The sequence below is a fragment of the Bacillus sp. GMs2/2 genome (assembly GCF_050172095.1).
Lineage (GTDB): Bacteria > Bacillota > Bacilli > Bacillales > Bacillaceae_G > Bacillus_A > Bacillus_A cereus.
This window is the reverse complement of record NZ_JBNLYE010000084.1, coordinates 1-15,959: the sequence shown is the minus strand read 5'-3', so window position 1 is coordinate 15,959 and position 15,959 is coordinate 1. Positions and strand designations below refer to the sequence as shown.

Below are 15,959 nucleotides of genomic sequence, written 5' to 3'. Positions count from 1 at the left end.
AAGCTAGCAAAAGAAAAATATGATATTGATATTAGATTTAGGGAGGAATAATTGATGGCGTATGATTTAGAACCCGAAATTAAAGAGGTACTTGAGAAAATTGATTTTATTCAGAGATATAAAGCATTATCAAAACAATTTCCAGATAGAGAAAACACATTTGAAAACTATGAAAATGAAAAAGCAATTGAAGTATTTGAGTCTCTTGGCTATAAAGCTCTTTTTATGAAAAAGGAAAACTTTTTTATTGTTGGTGAAGTAAAGAACAAGGATTTCTATACTTTCAGATTCAATATCAGCTTAAAATATGGGCTTGTTGAGTTCATTTGGTCTGCAAGGTATAATGGTGAAGTTAGAGTTGGGAATTCATGGGATATGTTTGTAAAAGTATTATCCAATGGTTCTGAAAGATTGCCAGCAGTATGCTTCCACAGTTACGATGAACTCAAAGAAATCATGAAAATCGCCTTTGAAATGTACGAAGATTTCAAGCGAGAATTAATTCCTATCTATTCATAATGTAAAAAGCTACCGAAGACACCAAAAAAGTTACTTCGAGTAGCTTTTATTTATATATATTAAAGTTATTTATTTTCCTCTTTTTGAACATATACATAAGCATCTTTCTGCTCTTTATGTATATCAACTTTCGAATTCTCTGCAAGTTGACCCGCGTTTAGCAAAGAAAAAATAATCAACGCTTCTAGTGACATTTCGTTTTACCACTCCTTTCTATTTGTTATACATTTATCATACCGCTTACATGTGATTTCCGTATGAACTCGAAAAGGAGATTACAACAAAAAGGTTACAGGAATATGAATGCACGCTATAATAACCATTAAATAGGAGGTTGATTCGTTTTGACAATAAATCAAATGGTTCAGTTGGGTAGTGCATGTATGTTGTTTATTACTTCCGCACTTATTAATTGGTATCAGGGAAGTAATTTAATAGATGATCCTGATGAATGGAAATATAGTGCCAAGTTTACGAATTACTTTAAAGGCACCGTTTCAAATTACGAAGATATTTATCAAATCGATTTCTTTATATATGCGGCAAAATTTTATCCAACAGCATTTATTGTTATGCTTATTAGCTTACTTTATATGCTCGTATTAATTCTTCATATTCTATTTACAAGATCTCGTGAGGCAATCTAAATTTATACATAAAAAACCCCGAATCATAGAATTTTCAGCCTACAATTCGGGGTACTATTTGTTTTATATTCGTTTCTGATTAGTAACGAATTAAGAAATATTTCTTCTTACCGCGGCGAATGATTGTGAATTTACCTTCGATGCGGTCGTTTTCTGTTACAACGTAGTCTAATGCTTGTGTACGCTCACCATTTACGTAGATTGCGCCGTTCGTTACATCTTCACGTGCTTGACGTTTTGATGGAGAGATTTTGCTTTCTACAAGTAAGTCAATTAATACTGTATCTTCTGCAGTACGTTCTACAGATGGTACGTCTTTGAATCCTTGCTCGATTTCGCTTGCAGTCAGTTCTGCTACAGAACCGCTGAATAATGCAGCTGAAATTTTAATCGCTTGCTCTAATGCTTCTTCACCATGAACAAGTTTTGTCATTTCAGAACCTAATGCTTTTTGTGCTGCACGTTTTTCTGGCGCTTCAGCTACTTGCTTTTCAAGCTCAAGAATTTCTTCGTGAGATAAGAATGTGAAGTATTTTAAGTATTTAACAACGTCGCGGTCATCTGTGTTGATCCAGAATTGGTAGAACTCGTAAGGAGTTGTTTTCTCTGGGTCTAACCAAATTGCGCCGCCTTCTGTTTTACCAAACTTCGTACCGTCAGATTTTGTAACAAGTGGAATTGTTAAACCGAATGCTTTCGCATCTTCTTCTGATTTACGGATTAATTCAAGACCAGCTGTAATGTTACCCCATTGGTCACTACCACCGATTTGCAGACGGCAATTATGTTGTTGGTATAAGTTTAAGAAGTCGTATGATTGTAAAATCATGTAACTGAACTCAGTGAATGAAATACCAGTTTCTAAACGAGATGCTACTGTATCTTTTGCTAACATATAGTTTAAACCGAAGTTTTTACCGATATCGCGTAAGAATGAAATGACATCTAAGCTACCAAGCCAGTCGTAGTTGTTAGCCATCGTTGCTGGGTTGTCCACGTTTTCAAACTCTAAGAAGTTTGAAAGTTGGTTTTTAATGCTTTCTGTGTAGTAAGCAACTGTATCTTTCGTATTTAATGTACGTTCTGCTTTTTTACCACTCGGGTCACCGATCATACCAGTACCACCGCCAACAAGTGCGATTGGTTGGTGACCAGCTAATTGGAAACGACGTAACATTAATACTGGTAACATATGACCAATGTGTAAGCTATCCGCTGTCGGGTCGAAACCACAGTATAATTTAACGCTTTCTTTTTCTAATAATTGCTCAAGGCCCTCAGCATCTGTTTGCTGATTAATTAGACCGCGAAATTCAAGATCTTGTAAAATACCCATATCCTACATACTCTCCTTTAAGTTCATTACTGGCGTGAAGGTTAAAAACATAAAAAAATCGCCCCTTCAAATAAGGGACGATTTTGATTATCGCGTTACCACCCTAGTTGCAGGCAAAAAAAGCCTACCACCTTATTTACATAACGGCTTAGCACCGTCTTTTCCCTTTTGAATATAATTCAATCGAAAAAAGATGCTCTAGGGGCGTAATTCGCGATCATCTATGTGCTGATTTTCACCGGCCATCAGCTCTCTAAAACAGGGAAATGATCACTACTTCTCCCTTTCCACGCTCAATTATTCATATACTTTTCTTTATACCATCATTTATATAGGCATGTCAAATAGAGGTCAGGTTTCCCTTCTTGTCAATCCTTTACAACACCATAAAGAGTATTGTAATAAGAGAAAGAATTGGAACCCCAACTAATAACGATACATGAAACACAATCGATAAATCATTCCCAATGGTCGCCTCCACAGGATCTTTCGCCGGGGAACCAAGAAACCCGATTAATCGATCGAATCGACTTACCGTTTTTGGAAAGTCTGGTATTTCTACATGATCACTATCTAAATGTTGCTTTAACTTATATTCACTCTTAAAGGGATTTTCGCTCAATTTCGTCCACCTCCAGCAATTGTTTCAATTTCTTTATCCCGTTATGAAGTCTCGATTTCACCGTTCCAATCGGAATGTTTAATATCTCTGCAATTTCTTTTTGCTGCATGTCATGATAATAAGAAAGGATTAGGACCGCTCTTTGCTCTTCTGGAACTTTCAAAATTGCTTCTCTTACTGTGAGCCGATCTTCGTGAGAAAATTCTTTTTCCGGAATCGGCACTAAAAATGGCAAAAGCGTACGCCACTTTTTTCTCCTATTTAATTTATTAATCATAAGACGATAACCAATTTGAAATAAATACGTTTTTATTTTACCTTTTTCAAGTTCATACATATGTTTCTTACGCTCTAGCGTCAAAAACGTATCTTGCACAAGATCGATACTTAATTGTTCATCTCGGTTAAATCGATATAAAAATGTGTATAGCGCTGGTTTGATTAAAACATATAGTCTTTCTCCCGCTTGTTTATCTCCACTTTGATACGCAAGCATGAGCTCCTCCTCAATCCCAATCTGCGCCATGATTTTTGATCTCCTTTATTCCTTTTAACGTTAATGAAATACGGGAAATTAAATATGCAATCGCAATAAAAATCCACAATTGTGATTGATTTGTAAAAAATTGCACATATGGGTTTTGAATCGTAAATCCCATTGTAACTAAAGTATTTAACGCTTGCACACATATGCATGCATACAACGCAAGGCAGACAGAAATAGTGTCAAATACATTCCAGCGAAAATACACTTTTGTTTTTGTAAAATCAATTTTATATCCATTTTTCCGTACTATATGTTTTCTATCAAATGGAATAATGATTGAAAACATAACACCCATTATAACTCCAGCTGTAAGCATTGATACTCTATATCCAATTGGTATCGGTAAGAAAAGACCACAAGAAAATACAACTATAATTCCAATTACAGCAAAAGTAAGAAGTAATTTATTAGACATATAAAAACCTCCCTCATCTATTCTTTCATAAATGTATACAGACGAGGAAGGCACTTCGTTCAAATATTATTTTAGTTTTTTTATAATCTTCGCAGGATTCCCGCCAACTACTACATTATTAGGCACATCTTTCGTTACGACAGCACCAGATGCGATCACCGCATTGTCTCCAATTGTTACACCTGGATTAATAATTGCTCTTCCGCCAATCCATACGTTATCGCCAATTGTAACTGATTTTCCGTATTCTGATCCGCTTATACGCTCAATTGGATCAAGTGGGTGCGTTGCTGTATAAATGTGAACACCTGGAGCTAACATACAGTTCACTCCGATTGTTACCGGGCATACGTCTAAAATCGTACAGTCAAAGTTCGCGTAAAAATTTTCACCGACATGAATGTTATAGCCGTAATCACATCTAAAAGAAGATTCAAGATGAATATTATCTCCTATCGTTCCGAATAATTCTTTTACGATTTCGCTACGCTCTTTCAATTGCTCTTCTGGCGTATCATTTAATTTTCTCGTTAATATACGTGCTTGCTCTCTTTCTTGTACTAAAACTGGATCAGCCGGTATGTACATTTCTCCTAGTATCATCTTTTCCTTTTCTGTTTTCATCATACTATCCCCTTTAACTTATATATATAAGTTCATGATATCATAAAAAAGAAAGGCCTGAACATTTTTCGTTCAGACCTTTCTCTCTTAATCTTCCATCGTTGATAAGTCACCTGTTGGTAAGTTTAACTCCCACGCTTTTAATACGCGTCGCATAATTTTACCACTTCTCGTTTTCGGTAATTTATCTCTAAATTCAATTTGTCGTGGCGCTGCATGAGCTGCTAGGCCTTTCTTTACAAATTGACGAATTTCTTCTTTTAATTCATCAGATGGTTCGTATCCTGCTCGAAGTGCGATAAATGCTTTAATAATTTCGCCGCGCACCGGATCAGGAATACCAATTACACCAGCTTCTGCAACAGCAGCATGCTCGATTAATTTACTTTCTACTTCAAACGGACCAACGCGCTCACCTGACGTCATAATTACATCGTCAATACGTCCTTGGAACCAGAAGTATCCATCTTCATCCATATAGGCAGAGTCGCCTGATACGTACCAATCTCCCGGCATGAAATAAGATTCATATTTTTGCTGGTTATTCCAGATCCCGCGCATCATAGATGGCCAACCTTTCGCAATTGCTAAGTTACCCATTGTGTAAGGAGGCACTTCATTTCCTTCATTATCAACAATCGCTGCTTTCACACCTGGAATTGGTTTACCCATTGAACCTGGACGGATTTCCATACAAGGGTAGTTACAAATAACTTGTCCACCTGTTTCTGTCATCCACCACGTATCATGAATACGAAGTCCAAATGCGTTCATACCCCAGCGAATTACTTCTGGATTTAACGGCTCACCAACGCTTAATACGTGACGAACTTGTGATAAGTCATATTTTTTAATTGCGTCTTGTCCAGCTCCCATTAACATACGGAATGCTGTTGGTGCGCTGTACCAAACCGTCACACCGTAATCTTGCAGTGCTTCATACCAAGCTTCTGGACTAAAGCGTCCACCTAAAATAACGTTTGACGCTCCAACTAACCACGGTGCGAAAATACCGTAAGCTGTTCCAGTTACCCAGCCCGGGTCAGCAGTACACCAATATACATCGTCTTCTTTTAAATCTAATACCCACTTCGCCGTTTGATAGTGCTGAACCATTGCGTTTTGCGCATGAAGCACACCTTTTGGCTTACCAGTAGAACCAGACGTGTAATGTAGAATCAAGCCGTCTTCACGGCCTAACCATTCAATATGTAATTCTTTTGAAGCTTGTTCAAATAAAGGATTGAACGCTACCGTTTTACCGCCTTCTTCTACATTATCTCCAACAAGGAAAACTGTTTTTAAAGCCGGTAAATCATTTAATGGTACGCGCTCTAACAATTCAGGCGTTGTAATTAACACCTTTGCTTCGCTATCTTCTAAGCGATCGCGAACTGCGCCTTCCATAAATGCTTCAAATAGCGGTCCAACAATTGCTCCTAATTTCACTGCACCTAAAAGTGCGAAATATAACTCTGGAGAACGTGGCATAAAAATAAAAACGCGATCGCCTTTTTCTACATCGCCATAATTCTTAAGGACGTTTCCTGCTTTATTAGAAAAATCCTTCATTTCCTTAAATGTATATTTCTCTTTTCGCGATCCATCTTGATAATAAAGAGCTACTTTATTCTTTCGATCGGATTTCGCATGCTTATCAATTGCCTCATACGCCATATTTACTCGGCCTGTTTCATTCCAAGTAAAGTTTTTATTAACCTCTTCCCAGTTAAAATTCGCGTATGCCTCATCATAATTCGGCAAATTATTTTCTCCTTTAATGACAGGAAGCGTTTCTACTTTCATACTTTACATCCCCCTCCTATGTATTCTATTATCTATTATAATGACATTATTTAAAATTTTCAGTATATTTGTTGATTTTTAGACAAATTTTTAATGACAAATTTCGATTCACATCGCATATATTATAAAGTACGATATTAATAGATTCACAAACCCTCAAGGTGGTGAGCAATACATTGATTCATAAAAAAATATATAATGCTAGAAACTTAAAAACAGCGAAAGGCACTTTAATTATTGAAGGTCCTGTCTCTACACATAACTTAGAAATGTATGAGTTTCATCCAGACTTAATTGCGTTTCGTCCTGCCGAACAACAATATAAAGCAATTGTCGAAATTTCTAAATTACCAGAAGCTCGTCTCATTATTGCTAGACATGACCAAACAATTGTTGGATATGTTACATACTTGTATCCTGATCCACTTGAACGATGGTCAGAAGGAAAAATGGAAAACTTAATTGAGCTTGGGGCAATTGAAGTAGTCCCAGCCTTCCGCGGGAGTTCTGTCGGAAAGAACTTACTAGAGGTTTCTATGATGGACGATTATATGGAAGATTACATTATATTGACGACTGAATATTATTGGCACTGGGATTTGAAACAAACAGGATTGAATGTGTGGGAATACCGAAAAGTAATGGAGAAGATGATGAATGCTGGCGGGTTACAATGGATGGCTACAGACGATCCTGAAATTTGTTCACATCCTGCCAACTGTTTAATGGTCCGCATCGGTAAACGCGTTGATACGGATTCTATTCAAGCTTTTGATCGTCTACGTTTTCACAATCGTTTTATGTATTAATAAAGGGGGCAACTGGAATGATTGTAGAAGAAATTATGAATCAAAATGTAGTTACATTACATCCAAACGATACAATCGAAACAGCAATCCGAACGATACGCACGAAAGGCATTCGGCACATTCCAATTGTCGATCAAAATAATCACGTCGTAGGCATTATTTCTGATCGGGATGTAAGAGATGCAAGTCCGTCTATTCTAGATGAACAAGTTTCACTCGATATGCTACAGCAACCGCTCGAACTTATTATGAAACATCCTGTTATGACTTGTCATCCTCTCGATTTTGTTGAGGAAATTGCTACTTTATTTTTTGAAAATAAAATTGGCTGTCTTCCTGTTACAAAGGCTGGGAAGTTAGTTGGAATCATTTCTGAATCTACAGTACTGCACACATTAGTAAAATTAACAGGAGCACATCAACCAAGTTCGCAAATTGAAATTCAAGTAAAAAACGAACCTGGTATTCTTGGAAAAGTCGTTGCTATTTTTAGTGATTTACAAATAAATATCGTGAGCGTTCTCGTCTACCCAGCAAAAGACGAGAATGATAAAGTACTCGTTTTCCGCATTCAAACGATGAATCCTCTAAAAGTGATTGATGCACTTGAAGCAGAAGGTTACCGCGTATTATGGCCAAACATCATGGGGATGCAGGCATGAGTAGCGCGTTTATTTATTCGGATGACTTTCGGGGCTATTCATTTAGCCCTGATCATCCTTTTAACCAACTGCGCGTCACACTTACGTATGATTTATTACAAAAGGGCGGTTTCATCTCTCCCTCTCAAATCATCTCACCACGGATGGCTACAGATGAAGAGATTGCCTACATTCATACAGAGGAGTACATAAATGCGGTAAAACGTGCTGGAGAAGGAAAGTTAGAAAAATCAATTGCGATGACATATGGACTCGGAACAGAAGATACACCAATGTTCCCAAATATGCACGAAGCAAGTGCATTGCTCGTTGGTGGTACGTTAACAGCTGTCGATGCTGTTCTTTCCGGAAAACTAAAACACGCACTTAATTTGGGCGGCGGCTTACATCACGGCTTTCGCGGCAAAGCATCTGGCTTTTGTATTTATAACGACAGTTCTATCGCAATGAAATATATTCAAAAGAAATACGGTTTACGCGTCTTATATATTGATACAGATGCTCATCACGGTGATGGCGTACAGTGGTCGTTTTATGATGACCCTAACGTATGCACCATTTCACTGCATGAAACTGGTCGCTATTTATTCCCTGGAACTGGCGCTGTAAACGAACGTGGACAAGGTAATGGTTATAGTTATTCTTTTAACGTTCCACTCGATGCTTTTACAGAAGATGAATCATTCTTAGAATCATATCGAACTGTTGTAAAAGAAGTTGCAGCGTACTTTAAACCGGATATTATTTTAACGCAAAATGGTGCTGACGCACATTATTATGACCCACTTACACATCTTTGTGCGACGATGAATATTTACCGCGAAATACCGAAGCTCGCTCGCGAAATCGCTAACGAATATTGCGACGGTCGCTGGATTGCTGTCGGCGGCGGTGGCTACGATCACTGGCGCGTCGTTCCAAGAGCTTGGGCACTCATTTGGCTCGAAATGAACAACATCCAAAACATCTCAGGTTATCTCCCTCCAGAATGGATTGAAGCTTGGAAAGGACAAGCAGAAACAGAACTTCCCCTCACATGGGAAGATCCAGACAACATGTATAAACCTATCCCCCGTAAACCAGAAATTGAAGAAAAAAACGCATTAACTGTAGCGAAATCCCTTGAAATCATTCGGAATAATATGACAAAATCTTTATACTAAACGAAAAGGAGGCTCGTTTTTGAATAGCCTCCTTTTATTTAGAGCTTGCTATTATTGTCGTTTTCTGTCGGTAAGTCGATATATGTTAATAATCGCTGATATATTCCGAGTTACGCCGATATATTTTGATAATCGCTGATATATTCCGAGTTGCGCCGATATATTCTAATAATCGCTGATATATTTTCATTTCATAACAGTCTGGCCCAACTTTTATGAGAAAAGGTCGTGATATTATGTGGACACAACAAATAATCAACACGAAACGCGGTACATTTGAACTCTTTACAAAAGGAAATGGCGAATCGCTTTGTATTACACATCACTATTCACAATTTAATGAAACTGGTGATTACTTTGCGGATGTTTTTACTGCTACGCATCGTGTATTTCTCATTAATTTACGAGATACTGGTCGCTCTGTAACCGCCCAGTCAGAAAACGAATTAAGCATGATTGAAACAATCCACGACTTAGAAGCCATACGAGAAGTATTACAACTTCCAACATGGCATTTCGCCGGTCATTCAACAGGTGGTATGCTTGGACTTTTATATGCGATTACATATCCAAATTCCTTACAATCATTAGTCGTAGCAGGAGCTGCAGCAAGTAACTATACCGAAACACCATTTTGCATTTATCACCCAGCACATCCACAGTTTCATTATATGCAAAAACTCATCGAAAACTTAAAAAGCCCTCACCTTACAAGTGAAGAACGAAAAGAACTATCTACTGAGAGAACAAAATTATCATTGTATAAACCAGAAAACTACAACTCTTATTTTTGTAAACCAATCAACAAAACAATGTCCATTAGCCGGATGAATGCTTTCGCCAATGAATATCCTTCATTTGATTTAAGAGAGTATTTACCTTTCATCCAAACAAAGACACTTATTATATGCGGAAGATATGATGTGCAGTGTCCTATTCAATATTCCATCGAGATACATGAGGGTATATGCGATTCTACTTTTGTGACATTTGAGGAGAGCAACCATTATCCTTTTTTAGAAGAAGCTGATCAGTTTACTTCTACTACTCAAACATTTTATAAATCGTTAGTACCATTATTATTAAGAAAACCTAAACACTGACAAAAAGCTCATAGCCTCTATACGACTATGAGCTTTTTTCAAACGAAATATTTCACACTAAAAACAACTAAAAAAATAAAAGAAATAACAACTAAACCCACATCAAGTAATACCGACTTTTTATCTCTATCTTTTAAACTTACCTTAGAGCTAGAAATGCTTTTAATTACCCAAAAGATTGCAAAAAAGACCCAACCGAAATAATCATTCATAGAATCTTCATCATAAAACATTTGTATTGCACCAATAATCAATAAGATAAGTACGATATTAGTTCCAATCTTTAAAGCCTTGTTTGATTTATTATCTTTTAATATATCTCCCAAAATATAGCACGCCCCTCATGCTCTCCTCTGTTTTGTTTCTCTTTACATTTTAACATAAATTACCTATTCCTTCCTTTCCATTTGAATAACATACAAAAAAACCTGCCAATTACTCGGCAGGTATATTACACGTTAAAACGATAACCAGCTCCCCATACTGTTTCAATATATTGCGGGTGAGCAGGATCTCTTTCAATTTTTTCACGTAGCTTTCTAATGTGGACGACAACAGTGGCTAAATCACCAGCGGAATCTAATCCCCAAATGCGTTCAAATAACTGTTCTTTATTTAATACTTGGTTTGGATGTGTGACAAAGAATGTTAATAAATCAAATTCCTTCGTTGTAAACGCAACTTCTTCATTGTTTATAAAAACTTTTCTCGCTCGTTGATCGATAGAAATTCCGTGAATATATAACGTATCACGTTGCTTACTTACATTTCCTAATAATCTTTCATAACGGGCAATATGCGCTTTTACTCTTGCGACTAATTCACTCGGGCTAAACGGTTTCGTTATATAATCATCCGCTCCTAATCCGAGTCCGCGAATTTTATCTATATCTTCTTTTTTTGCTGAAACAAGTAGAATCGGAATATCTTTTACAGCACGTATTTGTTTACAAATTTCGAATCCGTTCATTTTCGGAAGCATAATATCTAAAATAATTAAATCATAGTCTTCTTGCAAGGCTGTTTGTAAACCTATTTCTCCTGAATGCTCTACATCAACTTGGAAATCATTAATTTCTAAATAATCTCGCTGTAATTCTGCAATACTTACTTCATCTTCTATTAATAAAATTCTTTTCAATTTACTCACCACATTCCTCTACTTTTTCCAATGAGAAGAAAATGCTTGTGCCTTTACCAAGCTCGCTTTCCGCCCAAATTTCCCCGCCATGTTCTTCAACAATTTGCTTCGCTATTGCTAAACCAAGTCCACTTCCACCTGTGCTAGAATTCCGCGATTGTTCTGCACGATAAAAACGTTCAAAGATATACGGCAATGTATCAGATTCTATACCTGATCCGTTGTCCATCACTTTCACAATAACTTTATTATTATCACTCGATACTGTTACAGTAATTTTCTTCTCTTCTTTATCCATGTATTTCACACTATTATGAATTAAATTTGATATAACTCTATTGATCTTTTCGCAATCAGCCGTTACATATAGTGGTGATGCATGTAACTGTAGGCGCACTTCTATACCTTCTTCACTTAAATCCATCTGCATCTCTTCTATTAATTCTTGCATAAACGTATTCAATTCAACTGTTTCAAACTGGAATGGAACTCGATTCAAATCGAGCTTCGAAAATAAAAATAGTTCATCAATGAGTGTGTCCATATGTTTTGCCTTCGTATGGATAGTTGTTAAATACTTATCCATTTTTTCTGGCGTATTTGCTACCCCGTCCTTTATTCCTTCTACATATCCTATAATTGATGTAATCGGTGTTTTTAAGTCATGAGAGATGTTTGAAATAAGCTCTTTTCGATTTTCTTCATACTGTGTTTGCATCTCTATCGATTCTTTTAATCTCTTCCTCATTTCCTCAAACCCTTGATTTAATTGCCCTATTTCGTCGTGTGATGTAATTGGTATTTGAAAATCTAAATTTCCTTCTTTAATTTTCTCCGTTGCGCCTTTCAATACAAAAATTGGTTTTATTACACTTCTTGAAACGAGGTAACTTAATAATCCAATGAGTAAAATGGCTAGTAGTAAAAGCGATACGAATAAGATTGGAAATAATTTTTGTGTAAGATCTACAAATGAACTTTGCTTTTTTAATACAAATATACTTCCCTCTTCTTCCTGAGGAAAATAAAAATCAAACTTTACATATCGATAAAATGTATCGCCTAGTTCCGTTGTACCACGACTATTAATATTTGCTGATTCAAATTTCGGAAGGGCTTCTTTTAAAGATACACTTTCAAATACGTTTGAAGCATATGAAAGTGTTTCTCCTTTTCTTACTACTATTTTCACACCCTCTTTTTCTATTGCTGAGACAAACGACTCATCTAACAATTGAGATTGATGCTGTTTGGCTGCTGACTTCAACTCAAGATAGGCATTCTCTTCTTCTGGTGTAAGCGGCTTTTGAATGTAAGAACTTTTATAGAAATTTTTCACTGCTTCCAAGTCACCTGTTATCGAAAAAACGATTAAAAATCCCGCGACTAATATAAGCGTAATGGAAACGAGGATAACAGCAATATAAGAAAATAAAAACCTTGTTTTAATAGACATATCTTAAATCCTCACTTTATCAAACCTTATTATTTATAAGCATAAAAATATATGTTCAATTACTCAAGCGATTTTATAGTAATTTTAGCGTCAGTTTATAAAAATTTAATGTTCCTATTTTACAGTTGAAATTAGGAGGTTGAAATTCCATGTTCAAAAAAACATTCAGTATGATATGTTGCGTAATTTTTTTACAAGGATGCTCGCAAGAACAAGAAGTAAAAAAGGAGATGATAAACATGGAGACTGCACTACTAGCAGCTACTGAAAAAAATGAAACGAATACTGTTATATCTTTACTAAAACAAGGCGCAAATATAAATGCGACGGATAGTCAAGGACGTACTCCGCTTATGATTGCTACATACAAAAATGATGTAAAAACCGCAAAGGCACTTATCAAAGCTGGTGCTGACGTAAATATCCAAGATGACATGAAAAATAATCCCTTTCTATACGCCGGTGCGGAAGGTTACTTAGACATTTTAAAACTAACAATTGATGCTGGTGCAGATCCTACGATTACAAATCGTTACGGCGGAACAGCTCTTATCCCAGCCTCAGAACATGGCTATATTGACGTTATAAAAGAACTACTCACTCAAACAAATATTGATGTAAATCATGTAAATAACTTGGGATGGACAGCTTTAATGGAAGCCATCGTACTAAGTAACGGAAACGAAACACAGCAACAAGTCATTCGCCTTCTTATTGAGCACGGTGCAGATGTAAATATTCCAGACAATGATGGTGTTACTCCGCTAGAGCATGCTCGCGCTCATCACTTTGAGGAGATAGAGAAGATTTTGTTAGAAGGCCGTAAGTAAAAAGCTAATTTTTGCCTTCCTCCCCCACCCTATGCTACATTTAAGCCGTTACATTACTATTAATAGGGTGGGAATAAAAATGAACAAACCTAAAATTGGGATGATTGGACTTGGAAGTATTGCGCAAAAGGCCTATCTTCCAACACTTACAAAAGAAACTGATTGGAATTTTGTAGGGGCGTTTACACCTAACGCAGAGAAAAGAAAACAAGTTTGCCAGCAATACCGAATTCAAGACTTTCATTCTATTGAAATGTTAGCTTCGGAATGCGATGCAATCTTCGTTCATAGTTCAACTGCATCGCATTATGAAATCGTTTCTGAACTTCTAAAAAAAGGGATCGACGTTTATGTTGATAAACCGCTAGCAGCTACAGTGGAACAAGCTGAGCAACTAGTCGAGTTGAGCGAGAAGTATAACCGAAAATTAATGGTCGGATTTAATCGCAGATTCGTTCCTATGTATGTCGCTGCCAAAGAACAGGCTCATGATATTTCATGGATTCGAATTGAAAAGCATCGTACAAATAAAGTCGGGCCATATACGTACGACTTCACTATGTTAGATGATTATTTACACATTGTAGATACCGCTCGCTGGTTAGCTAATGATGACCTTAACGCCGTTCACAATATGATGCAAATCAATGAAAAGAATGAACTTCTTTACGGACATCATACATATACAACTCCAAGTGGACTATTACTTTCTACTGCAATGCATCGCCATGCCGGTACAAATTTAGAACAAATTGAACTTGTAACGCCAGGGAAAATCATTCGCGTAAAAAATATGAATACATTTGAAATTGAACAGGAAAACTCAGTTTCACAAAGTGGTTCCCCATCATGGGATACGACGTTAAAACAACGTGGTTTTGAAGATGCTGTTCATCATTTTATTGAGTGTGTACAAGGCGATACAAAGCCCGTTGTAGATGGATTAGAAGGATTAAAAACGCAGCAACTGTTGCAATCTTTACTAGATGATGTAAACAAAAATTAAAACGGATACATTTTTCAGAATTTACTTTCATTCCCATTCCCTCTTTATTTCTCTCATAAATTTCTATAGAATATGTTGATAGGAATTATAAATTTCATAATGAATCGTGGAAAGGATGGGATTAACACATGTGGAACGAGTTTAAAAAATTCGCTTTCAAAGGGAATGTCGTTGATTTAGCTGTCGGGGTTGTAATCGGTGCTGCATTCGGTAAAATCGTTAGTTCTTTAGTAAAAGATATCATCACACCATTACTTGGTATGGTATTAGGTGGCGTTGACTTTACAGATTTACACTTTGGATACGGTAAATCTGCTGTTATGTATGGTAACTTCATCCAAACAATTTTTGACTTCTTAATTATCGCAGCTTCTATCTTTATGTTTGTTAAAGTTTTCAACAAACTAACATCTAAAAAAGAAGAAGAAGAAAAAGAGGAAGAAATTCCAGAACCAACAAAAGAAGAAGTTCTTCTTGGCGAAATTCGCGACTTACTAAAACAGCAAAACTCTTCTAAAGATAGAGCATAATTGAACGGATAAAAAGGCATGTCCCTCTGGACATGCCTTTTCTATATGCTATAACGTTTCCGAATTCATATGAATAAATAAAATAATACCAGCAACCATAAGTACCATAATGCTACCTGCAAATAGTGTAATACCAATAAACATTAAACTTGTGCTCATATCTACTGATACACTTTCAATAAAAATAGAAATTACATACGTGATAAGGGCAATTCCTGCAAGAATACTTCCTGGAACAAATCGCTTTAAACCATTTTGTTTTAACGTCATATATGCAAAAATAGCAGTCATACAAAGCGTAATTATCCAAAGAACGATCATCTCTTTTCCCCCCTCACAAGCCTTTTCTTTCTATTATACATGACATTGCCCTATAATAGTTAAATTTGCACTTATGTGACATATAACAAGGAATAGCCCCATCTATAGCGAAGGCATTATAACATACACTTATACAATAAGGAGGCTTTTATTTGGACTATACTACTACATGTAAATTAGAGCTATCCGAACGATTCGATTATGTTACGATTGACTTAGACAAACAGTTTTTTTACATCGAAGTTGTAAATTTACAAAGTAATATAACTGTACTAAAAATATCAATTAACTTGCAAAAAGACGAAACCATGGTAGAGGGAAATATAATTCATTATGATACTTTGCACGTAGATGCATTATTACAAGGATTGAAATATGTTGCTCGAACATGTATTGATCACAATTTAAAAAACCAAAAGGAA

21 protein-coding genes and 1 other annotated feature are annotated in these 15,959 nt (G+C 36.2%); of the genes, 10 read left to right on the top strand and 11 right to left on the bottom strand.

Annotated elements, in window-relative coordinates:
• The first annotated feature begins 54 nt into the window (after positions 1-54).
• Positions 55-519 (top strand): hypothetical protein, encoded by a 465-nt coding sequence (locus ACQGS6_RS13065; RefSeq protein WP_426965204.1) that lies wholly within the window; start codon positions 55-57, stop codon positions 517-519.
• 65 nt (positions 520-584) lie between these two features.
• On the opposite strand, the gene ACQGS6_RS13060 is transcribed toward ACQGS6_RS13065, so the two are convergent.
• On the bottom strand, positions 585-713 hold the full coding sequence (locus ACQGS6_RS13060) for a hypothetical protein (RefSeq protein WP_000050940.1): 129 nt from the start codon (positions 711-713) through the stop codon (positions 585-587).
• Between the two features lie 150 nt (positions 714-863).
• Here ACQGS6_RS13060 and ACQGS6_RS13055 point away from each other — a divergent pair, with 150 nt between their 5' ends.
• Complete coding sequence (locus ACQGS6_RS13055) at positions 864-1,166, top strand: YjdJ family protein (RefSeq protein WP_000154632.1); 303 nt, start codon at positions 864-866, stop codon at positions 1,164-1,166.
• Between the two features lie 79 nt (positions 1,167-1,245).
• Here the strand turns inward: ACQGS6_RS13055 and tyrS are convergent, their stop codons facing one another.
• The 6 genes from tyrS to acsA form a co-directional block, all read right to left on the bottom strand.
• The gene (gene tyrS / locus ACQGS6_RS13050; RefSeq protein ID WP_000512092.1) at positions 1,246-2,502 is read right to left on the bottom strand and encodes a tyrosine--tRNA ligase; all 1,257 of its coding nucleotides are present in this window, start codon (positions 2,500-2,502) and stop codon (positions 1,246-1,248) included.
• A gap of 70 nt (positions 2,503-2,572) precedes the next feature.
• Positions 2,573-2,801 (bottom strand) — a binding site (T-box leader).
• Between the two features lie 77 nt (positions 2,802-2,878).
• Positions 2,879-3,124, bottom strand: a complete 246-nt coding sequence (locus tag ACQGS6_RS13045; RefSeq protein ID WP_001293778.1) for a hypothetical protein — start codon at positions 3,122-3,124, stop codon at positions 2,879-2,881.
• Entirely contained in the window at positions 3,105-3,650 is a 546-nt protein-coding gene (locus ACQGS6_RS13040; RefSeq protein WP_000057201.1) for an RNA polymerase sigma factor, read from the bottom strand. Before ACQGS6_RS13040 ends, ACQGS6_RS13045 begins: the two co-directional genes overlap by 20 nt.
• On the bottom strand, positions 3,631-4,086 hold the full coding sequence (locus tag ACQGS6_RS13035) for a hypothetical protein (RefSeq protein ID WP_000066458.1): 456 nt from the start codon (positions 4,084-4,086) through the stop codon (positions 3,631-3,633). Before ACQGS6_RS13035 ends, ACQGS6_RS13040 begins: the two co-directional genes overlap by 20 nt.
• Before the next feature lie 66 nt (positions 4,087-4,152).
• Positions 4,153-4,713, bottom strand: a complete 561-nt coding sequence (locus tag ACQGS6_RS13030) for a maltose acetyltransferase domain-containing protein (protein WP_278002906.1) — start codon at positions 4,711-4,713, stop codon at positions 4,153-4,155.
• An 84-nt stretch (positions 4,714-4,797) separates the two neighbouring features.
• Entirely contained in the window at positions 4,798-6,516 is a 1,719-nt protein-coding gene (acsA, locus tag ACQGS6_RS13025; RefSeq protein ID WP_000862049.1) for an acetate--CoA ligase, read from the bottom strand.
• Between the two features lie 176 nt (positions 6,517-6,692).
• Between acsA and acuA the strand changes: the two genes are divergently transcribed.
• The 4 genes from acuA to ACQGS6_RS13005 all read left to right on the top strand — a co-directional run bounded on the left by acuA (position 6,693) and on the right by ACQGS6_RS13005 (position 10,253).
• A complete protein-coding gene (gene acuA / locus ACQGS6_RS13020) occupies positions 6,693-7,325 on the top strand; it encodes an acetoin utilization protein acetyltransferase AcuA (protein WP_000581388.1) in 633 nt (210 codons plus the stop codon).
• 17 nt (positions 7,326-7,342) lie between these two features.
• Entirely contained in the window at positions 7,343-7,987 is a 645-nt protein-coding gene (locus tag ACQGS6_RS13015; RefSeq protein ID WP_000634583.1) for an acetoin utilization AcuB family protein, read from the top strand.
• Positions 7,984-9,150: an acetoin utilization protein AcuC gene (gene acuC / locus ACQGS6_RS13010; protein ID WP_426965203.1), complete on the top strand. Its 1,167-nt coding sequence runs from the start codon at positions 7,984-7,986 to the stop codon at positions 9,148-9,150. The genes ACQGS6_RS13015 and acuC overlap by 4 nt, the downstream gene beginning before the upstream one ends.
• Before the next feature lie 215 nt (positions 9,151-9,365).
• Positions 9,366-10,253 carry an alpha/beta hydrolase gene (locus ACQGS6_RS13005; protein ID WP_326318304.1) on the top strand — a complete coding sequence of 296 codons (888 nt, stop codon included), beginning with the start codon at positions 9,366-9,368 and terminating at the stop codon, positions 10,251-10,253.
• 38 nt (positions 10,254-10,291) lie between these two features.
• Here the strand turns inward: ACQGS6_RS13005 and ACQGS6_RS13000 are convergent, their stop codons facing one another.
• The 3 genes from ACQGS6_RS13000 to ACQGS6_RS12990 form a co-directional block, all read right to left on the bottom strand.
• Positions 10,292-10,582, bottom strand: a complete 291-nt coding sequence (locus ACQGS6_RS13000; RefSeq protein WP_076774657.1) for a hypothetical protein — start codon at positions 10,580-10,582, stop codon at positions 10,292-10,294.
• Positions 10,583-10,704: 122 nt separating this feature from the next.
• A complete protein-coding gene (locus ACQGS6_RS12995) occupies positions 10,705-11,394 on the bottom strand; it encodes a response regulator transcription factor (protein WP_001986686.1) in 690 nt (229 codons plus the stop codon).
• Between the two features lies 1 nt (position 11,395).
• Positions 11,396-12,850 carry a sensor histidine kinase gene (locus ACQGS6_RS12990; protein WP_098871831.1) on the bottom strand — a complete coding sequence of 485 codons (1,455 nt, stop codon included), beginning with the start codon at positions 12,848-12,850 and terminating at the stop codon, positions 11,396-11,398.
• Between the two features lie 149 nt (positions 12,851-12,999).
• Between ACQGS6_RS12990 and ACQGS6_RS12985 the strand changes: the two genes are divergently transcribed.
• The 3 genes from ACQGS6_RS12985 (at position 13,000) to mscL (ending at position 15,216) form a co-directional block, all read left to right on the top strand.
• Positions 13,000-13,680: an ankyrin repeat domain-containing protein gene (locus ACQGS6_RS12985; RefSeq protein WP_000475112.1), complete on the top strand. Its 681-nt coding sequence runs from the start codon at positions 13,000-13,002 to the stop codon at positions 13,678-13,680.
• A gap of 79 nt (positions 13,681-13,759) precedes the next feature.
• Positions 13,760-14,686, top strand: coding sequence for a Gfo/Idh/MocA family protein (locus ACQGS6_RS12980; RefSeq protein WP_074625549.1), 927 nt, complete (start codon positions 13,760-13,762; stop codon positions 14,684-14,686).
• Between the two features lie 128 nt (positions 14,687-14,814).
• A complete protein-coding gene (mscL, locus tag ACQGS6_RS12975) occupies positions 14,815-15,216 on the top strand; it encodes a large conductance mechanosensitive channel protein MscL (RefSeq protein WP_000267010.1) in 402 nt (133 codons plus the stop codon).
• Between the two features lie 48 nt (positions 15,217-15,264).
• Here the strand turns inward: mscL and ACQGS6_RS12970 are convergent, their stop codons facing one another.
• The gene (locus ACQGS6_RS12970) at positions 15,265-15,537 is read right to left on the bottom strand and encodes a DUF3917 domain-containing protein (protein ID WP_000636589.1); all 273 of its coding nucleotides are present in this window, start codon (positions 15,535-15,537) and stop codon (positions 15,265-15,267) included.
• A gap of 152 nt (positions 15,538-15,689) precedes the next feature.
• Between ACQGS6_RS12970 and ACQGS6_RS12965 the strand changes: the two genes are divergently transcribed.
• On the top strand, positions 15,690-15,959 hold a 270-nt coding region (locus ACQGS6_RS12965), incomplete at its 3' end, for a hypothetical protein (protein WP_426965202.1).

Excerpts from the sequence above, each read along its gene's own strand:
- ACQGS6_RS12985 (WP_000475112.1), top strand. The coding sequence starts at position 13,000 with ATGTTCAAAAAAACATTCAGTATGATATGTTGCGTAATTTTTTTACAA.
- ACQGS6_RS13040 (WP_000057201.1), bottom strand. The coding sequence starts at position 3,650 with ATGGCGCAGATTGGGATTGAGGAGGAGCTCATGCTTGCGTATCAAAGT.
- ACQGS6_RS13015 (WP_000634583.1), top strand. The coding sequence starts at position 7,343 with ATGATTGTAGAAGAAATTATGAATCAAAATGTAGTTACATTACATCCA.
- ACQGS6_RS12980 (WP_074625549.1), top strand. The coding sequence starts at position 13,760 with ATGAACAAACCTAAAATTGGGATGATTGGACTTGGAAGTATTGCGCAA.
- ACQGS6_RS13035 (WP_000066458.1), bottom strand. The coding sequence starts at position 4,086 with ATGTCTAATAAATTACTTCTTACTTTTGCTGTAATTGGAATTATAGTT.
- tyrS (WP_000512092.1), bottom strand. The coding sequence starts at position 2,502 with ATGGGTATTTTACAAGATCTTGAATTTCGCGGTCTAATTAATCAGCAA.
- acuC (WP_426965203.1), top strand. The coding sequence starts at position 7,984 with ATGAGTAGCGCGTTTATTTATTCGGATGACTTTCGGGGCTATTCATTT.
- ACQGS6_RS12970 (WP_000636589.1), bottom strand. The coding sequence starts at position 15,537 with ATGATCGTTCTTTGGATAATTACGCTTTGTATGACTGCTATTTTTGCA.
- acsA (WP_000862049.1), bottom strand. The coding sequence starts at position 6,516 with ATGAAAGTAGAAACGCTTCCTGTCATTAAAGGAGAAAATAATTTGCCG.
- mscL (WP_000267010.1), top strand. The coding sequence starts at position 14,815 with ATGTGGAACGAGTTTAAAAAATTCGCTTTCAAAGGGAATGTCGTTGAT.
- ACQGS6_RS13065 (WP_426965204.1), top strand. The coding sequence starts at position 55 with ATGGCGTATGATTTAGAACCCGAAATTAAAGAGGTACTTGAGAAAATT.
- ACQGS6_RS13030 (WP_278002906.1), bottom strand. The coding sequence starts at position 4,713 with ATGATGAAAACAGAAAAGGAAAAGATGATACTAGGAGAAATGTACATA.
- ACQGS6_RS13060 (WP_000050940.1), bottom strand. The coding sequence starts at position 713 with ATGTCACTAGAAGCGTTGATTATTTTTTCTTTGCTAAACGCGGGTCAA.
- ACQGS6_RS12990 (WP_098871831.1), bottom strand. The coding sequence starts at position 12,850 with ATGTCTATTAAAACAAGGTTTTTATTTTCTTATATTGCTGTTATCCTC.
- ACQGS6_RS13005 (WP_326318304.1), top strand. The coding sequence starts at position 9,366 with ATGAGAAAAGGTCGTGATATTATGTGGACACAACAAATAATCAACACG.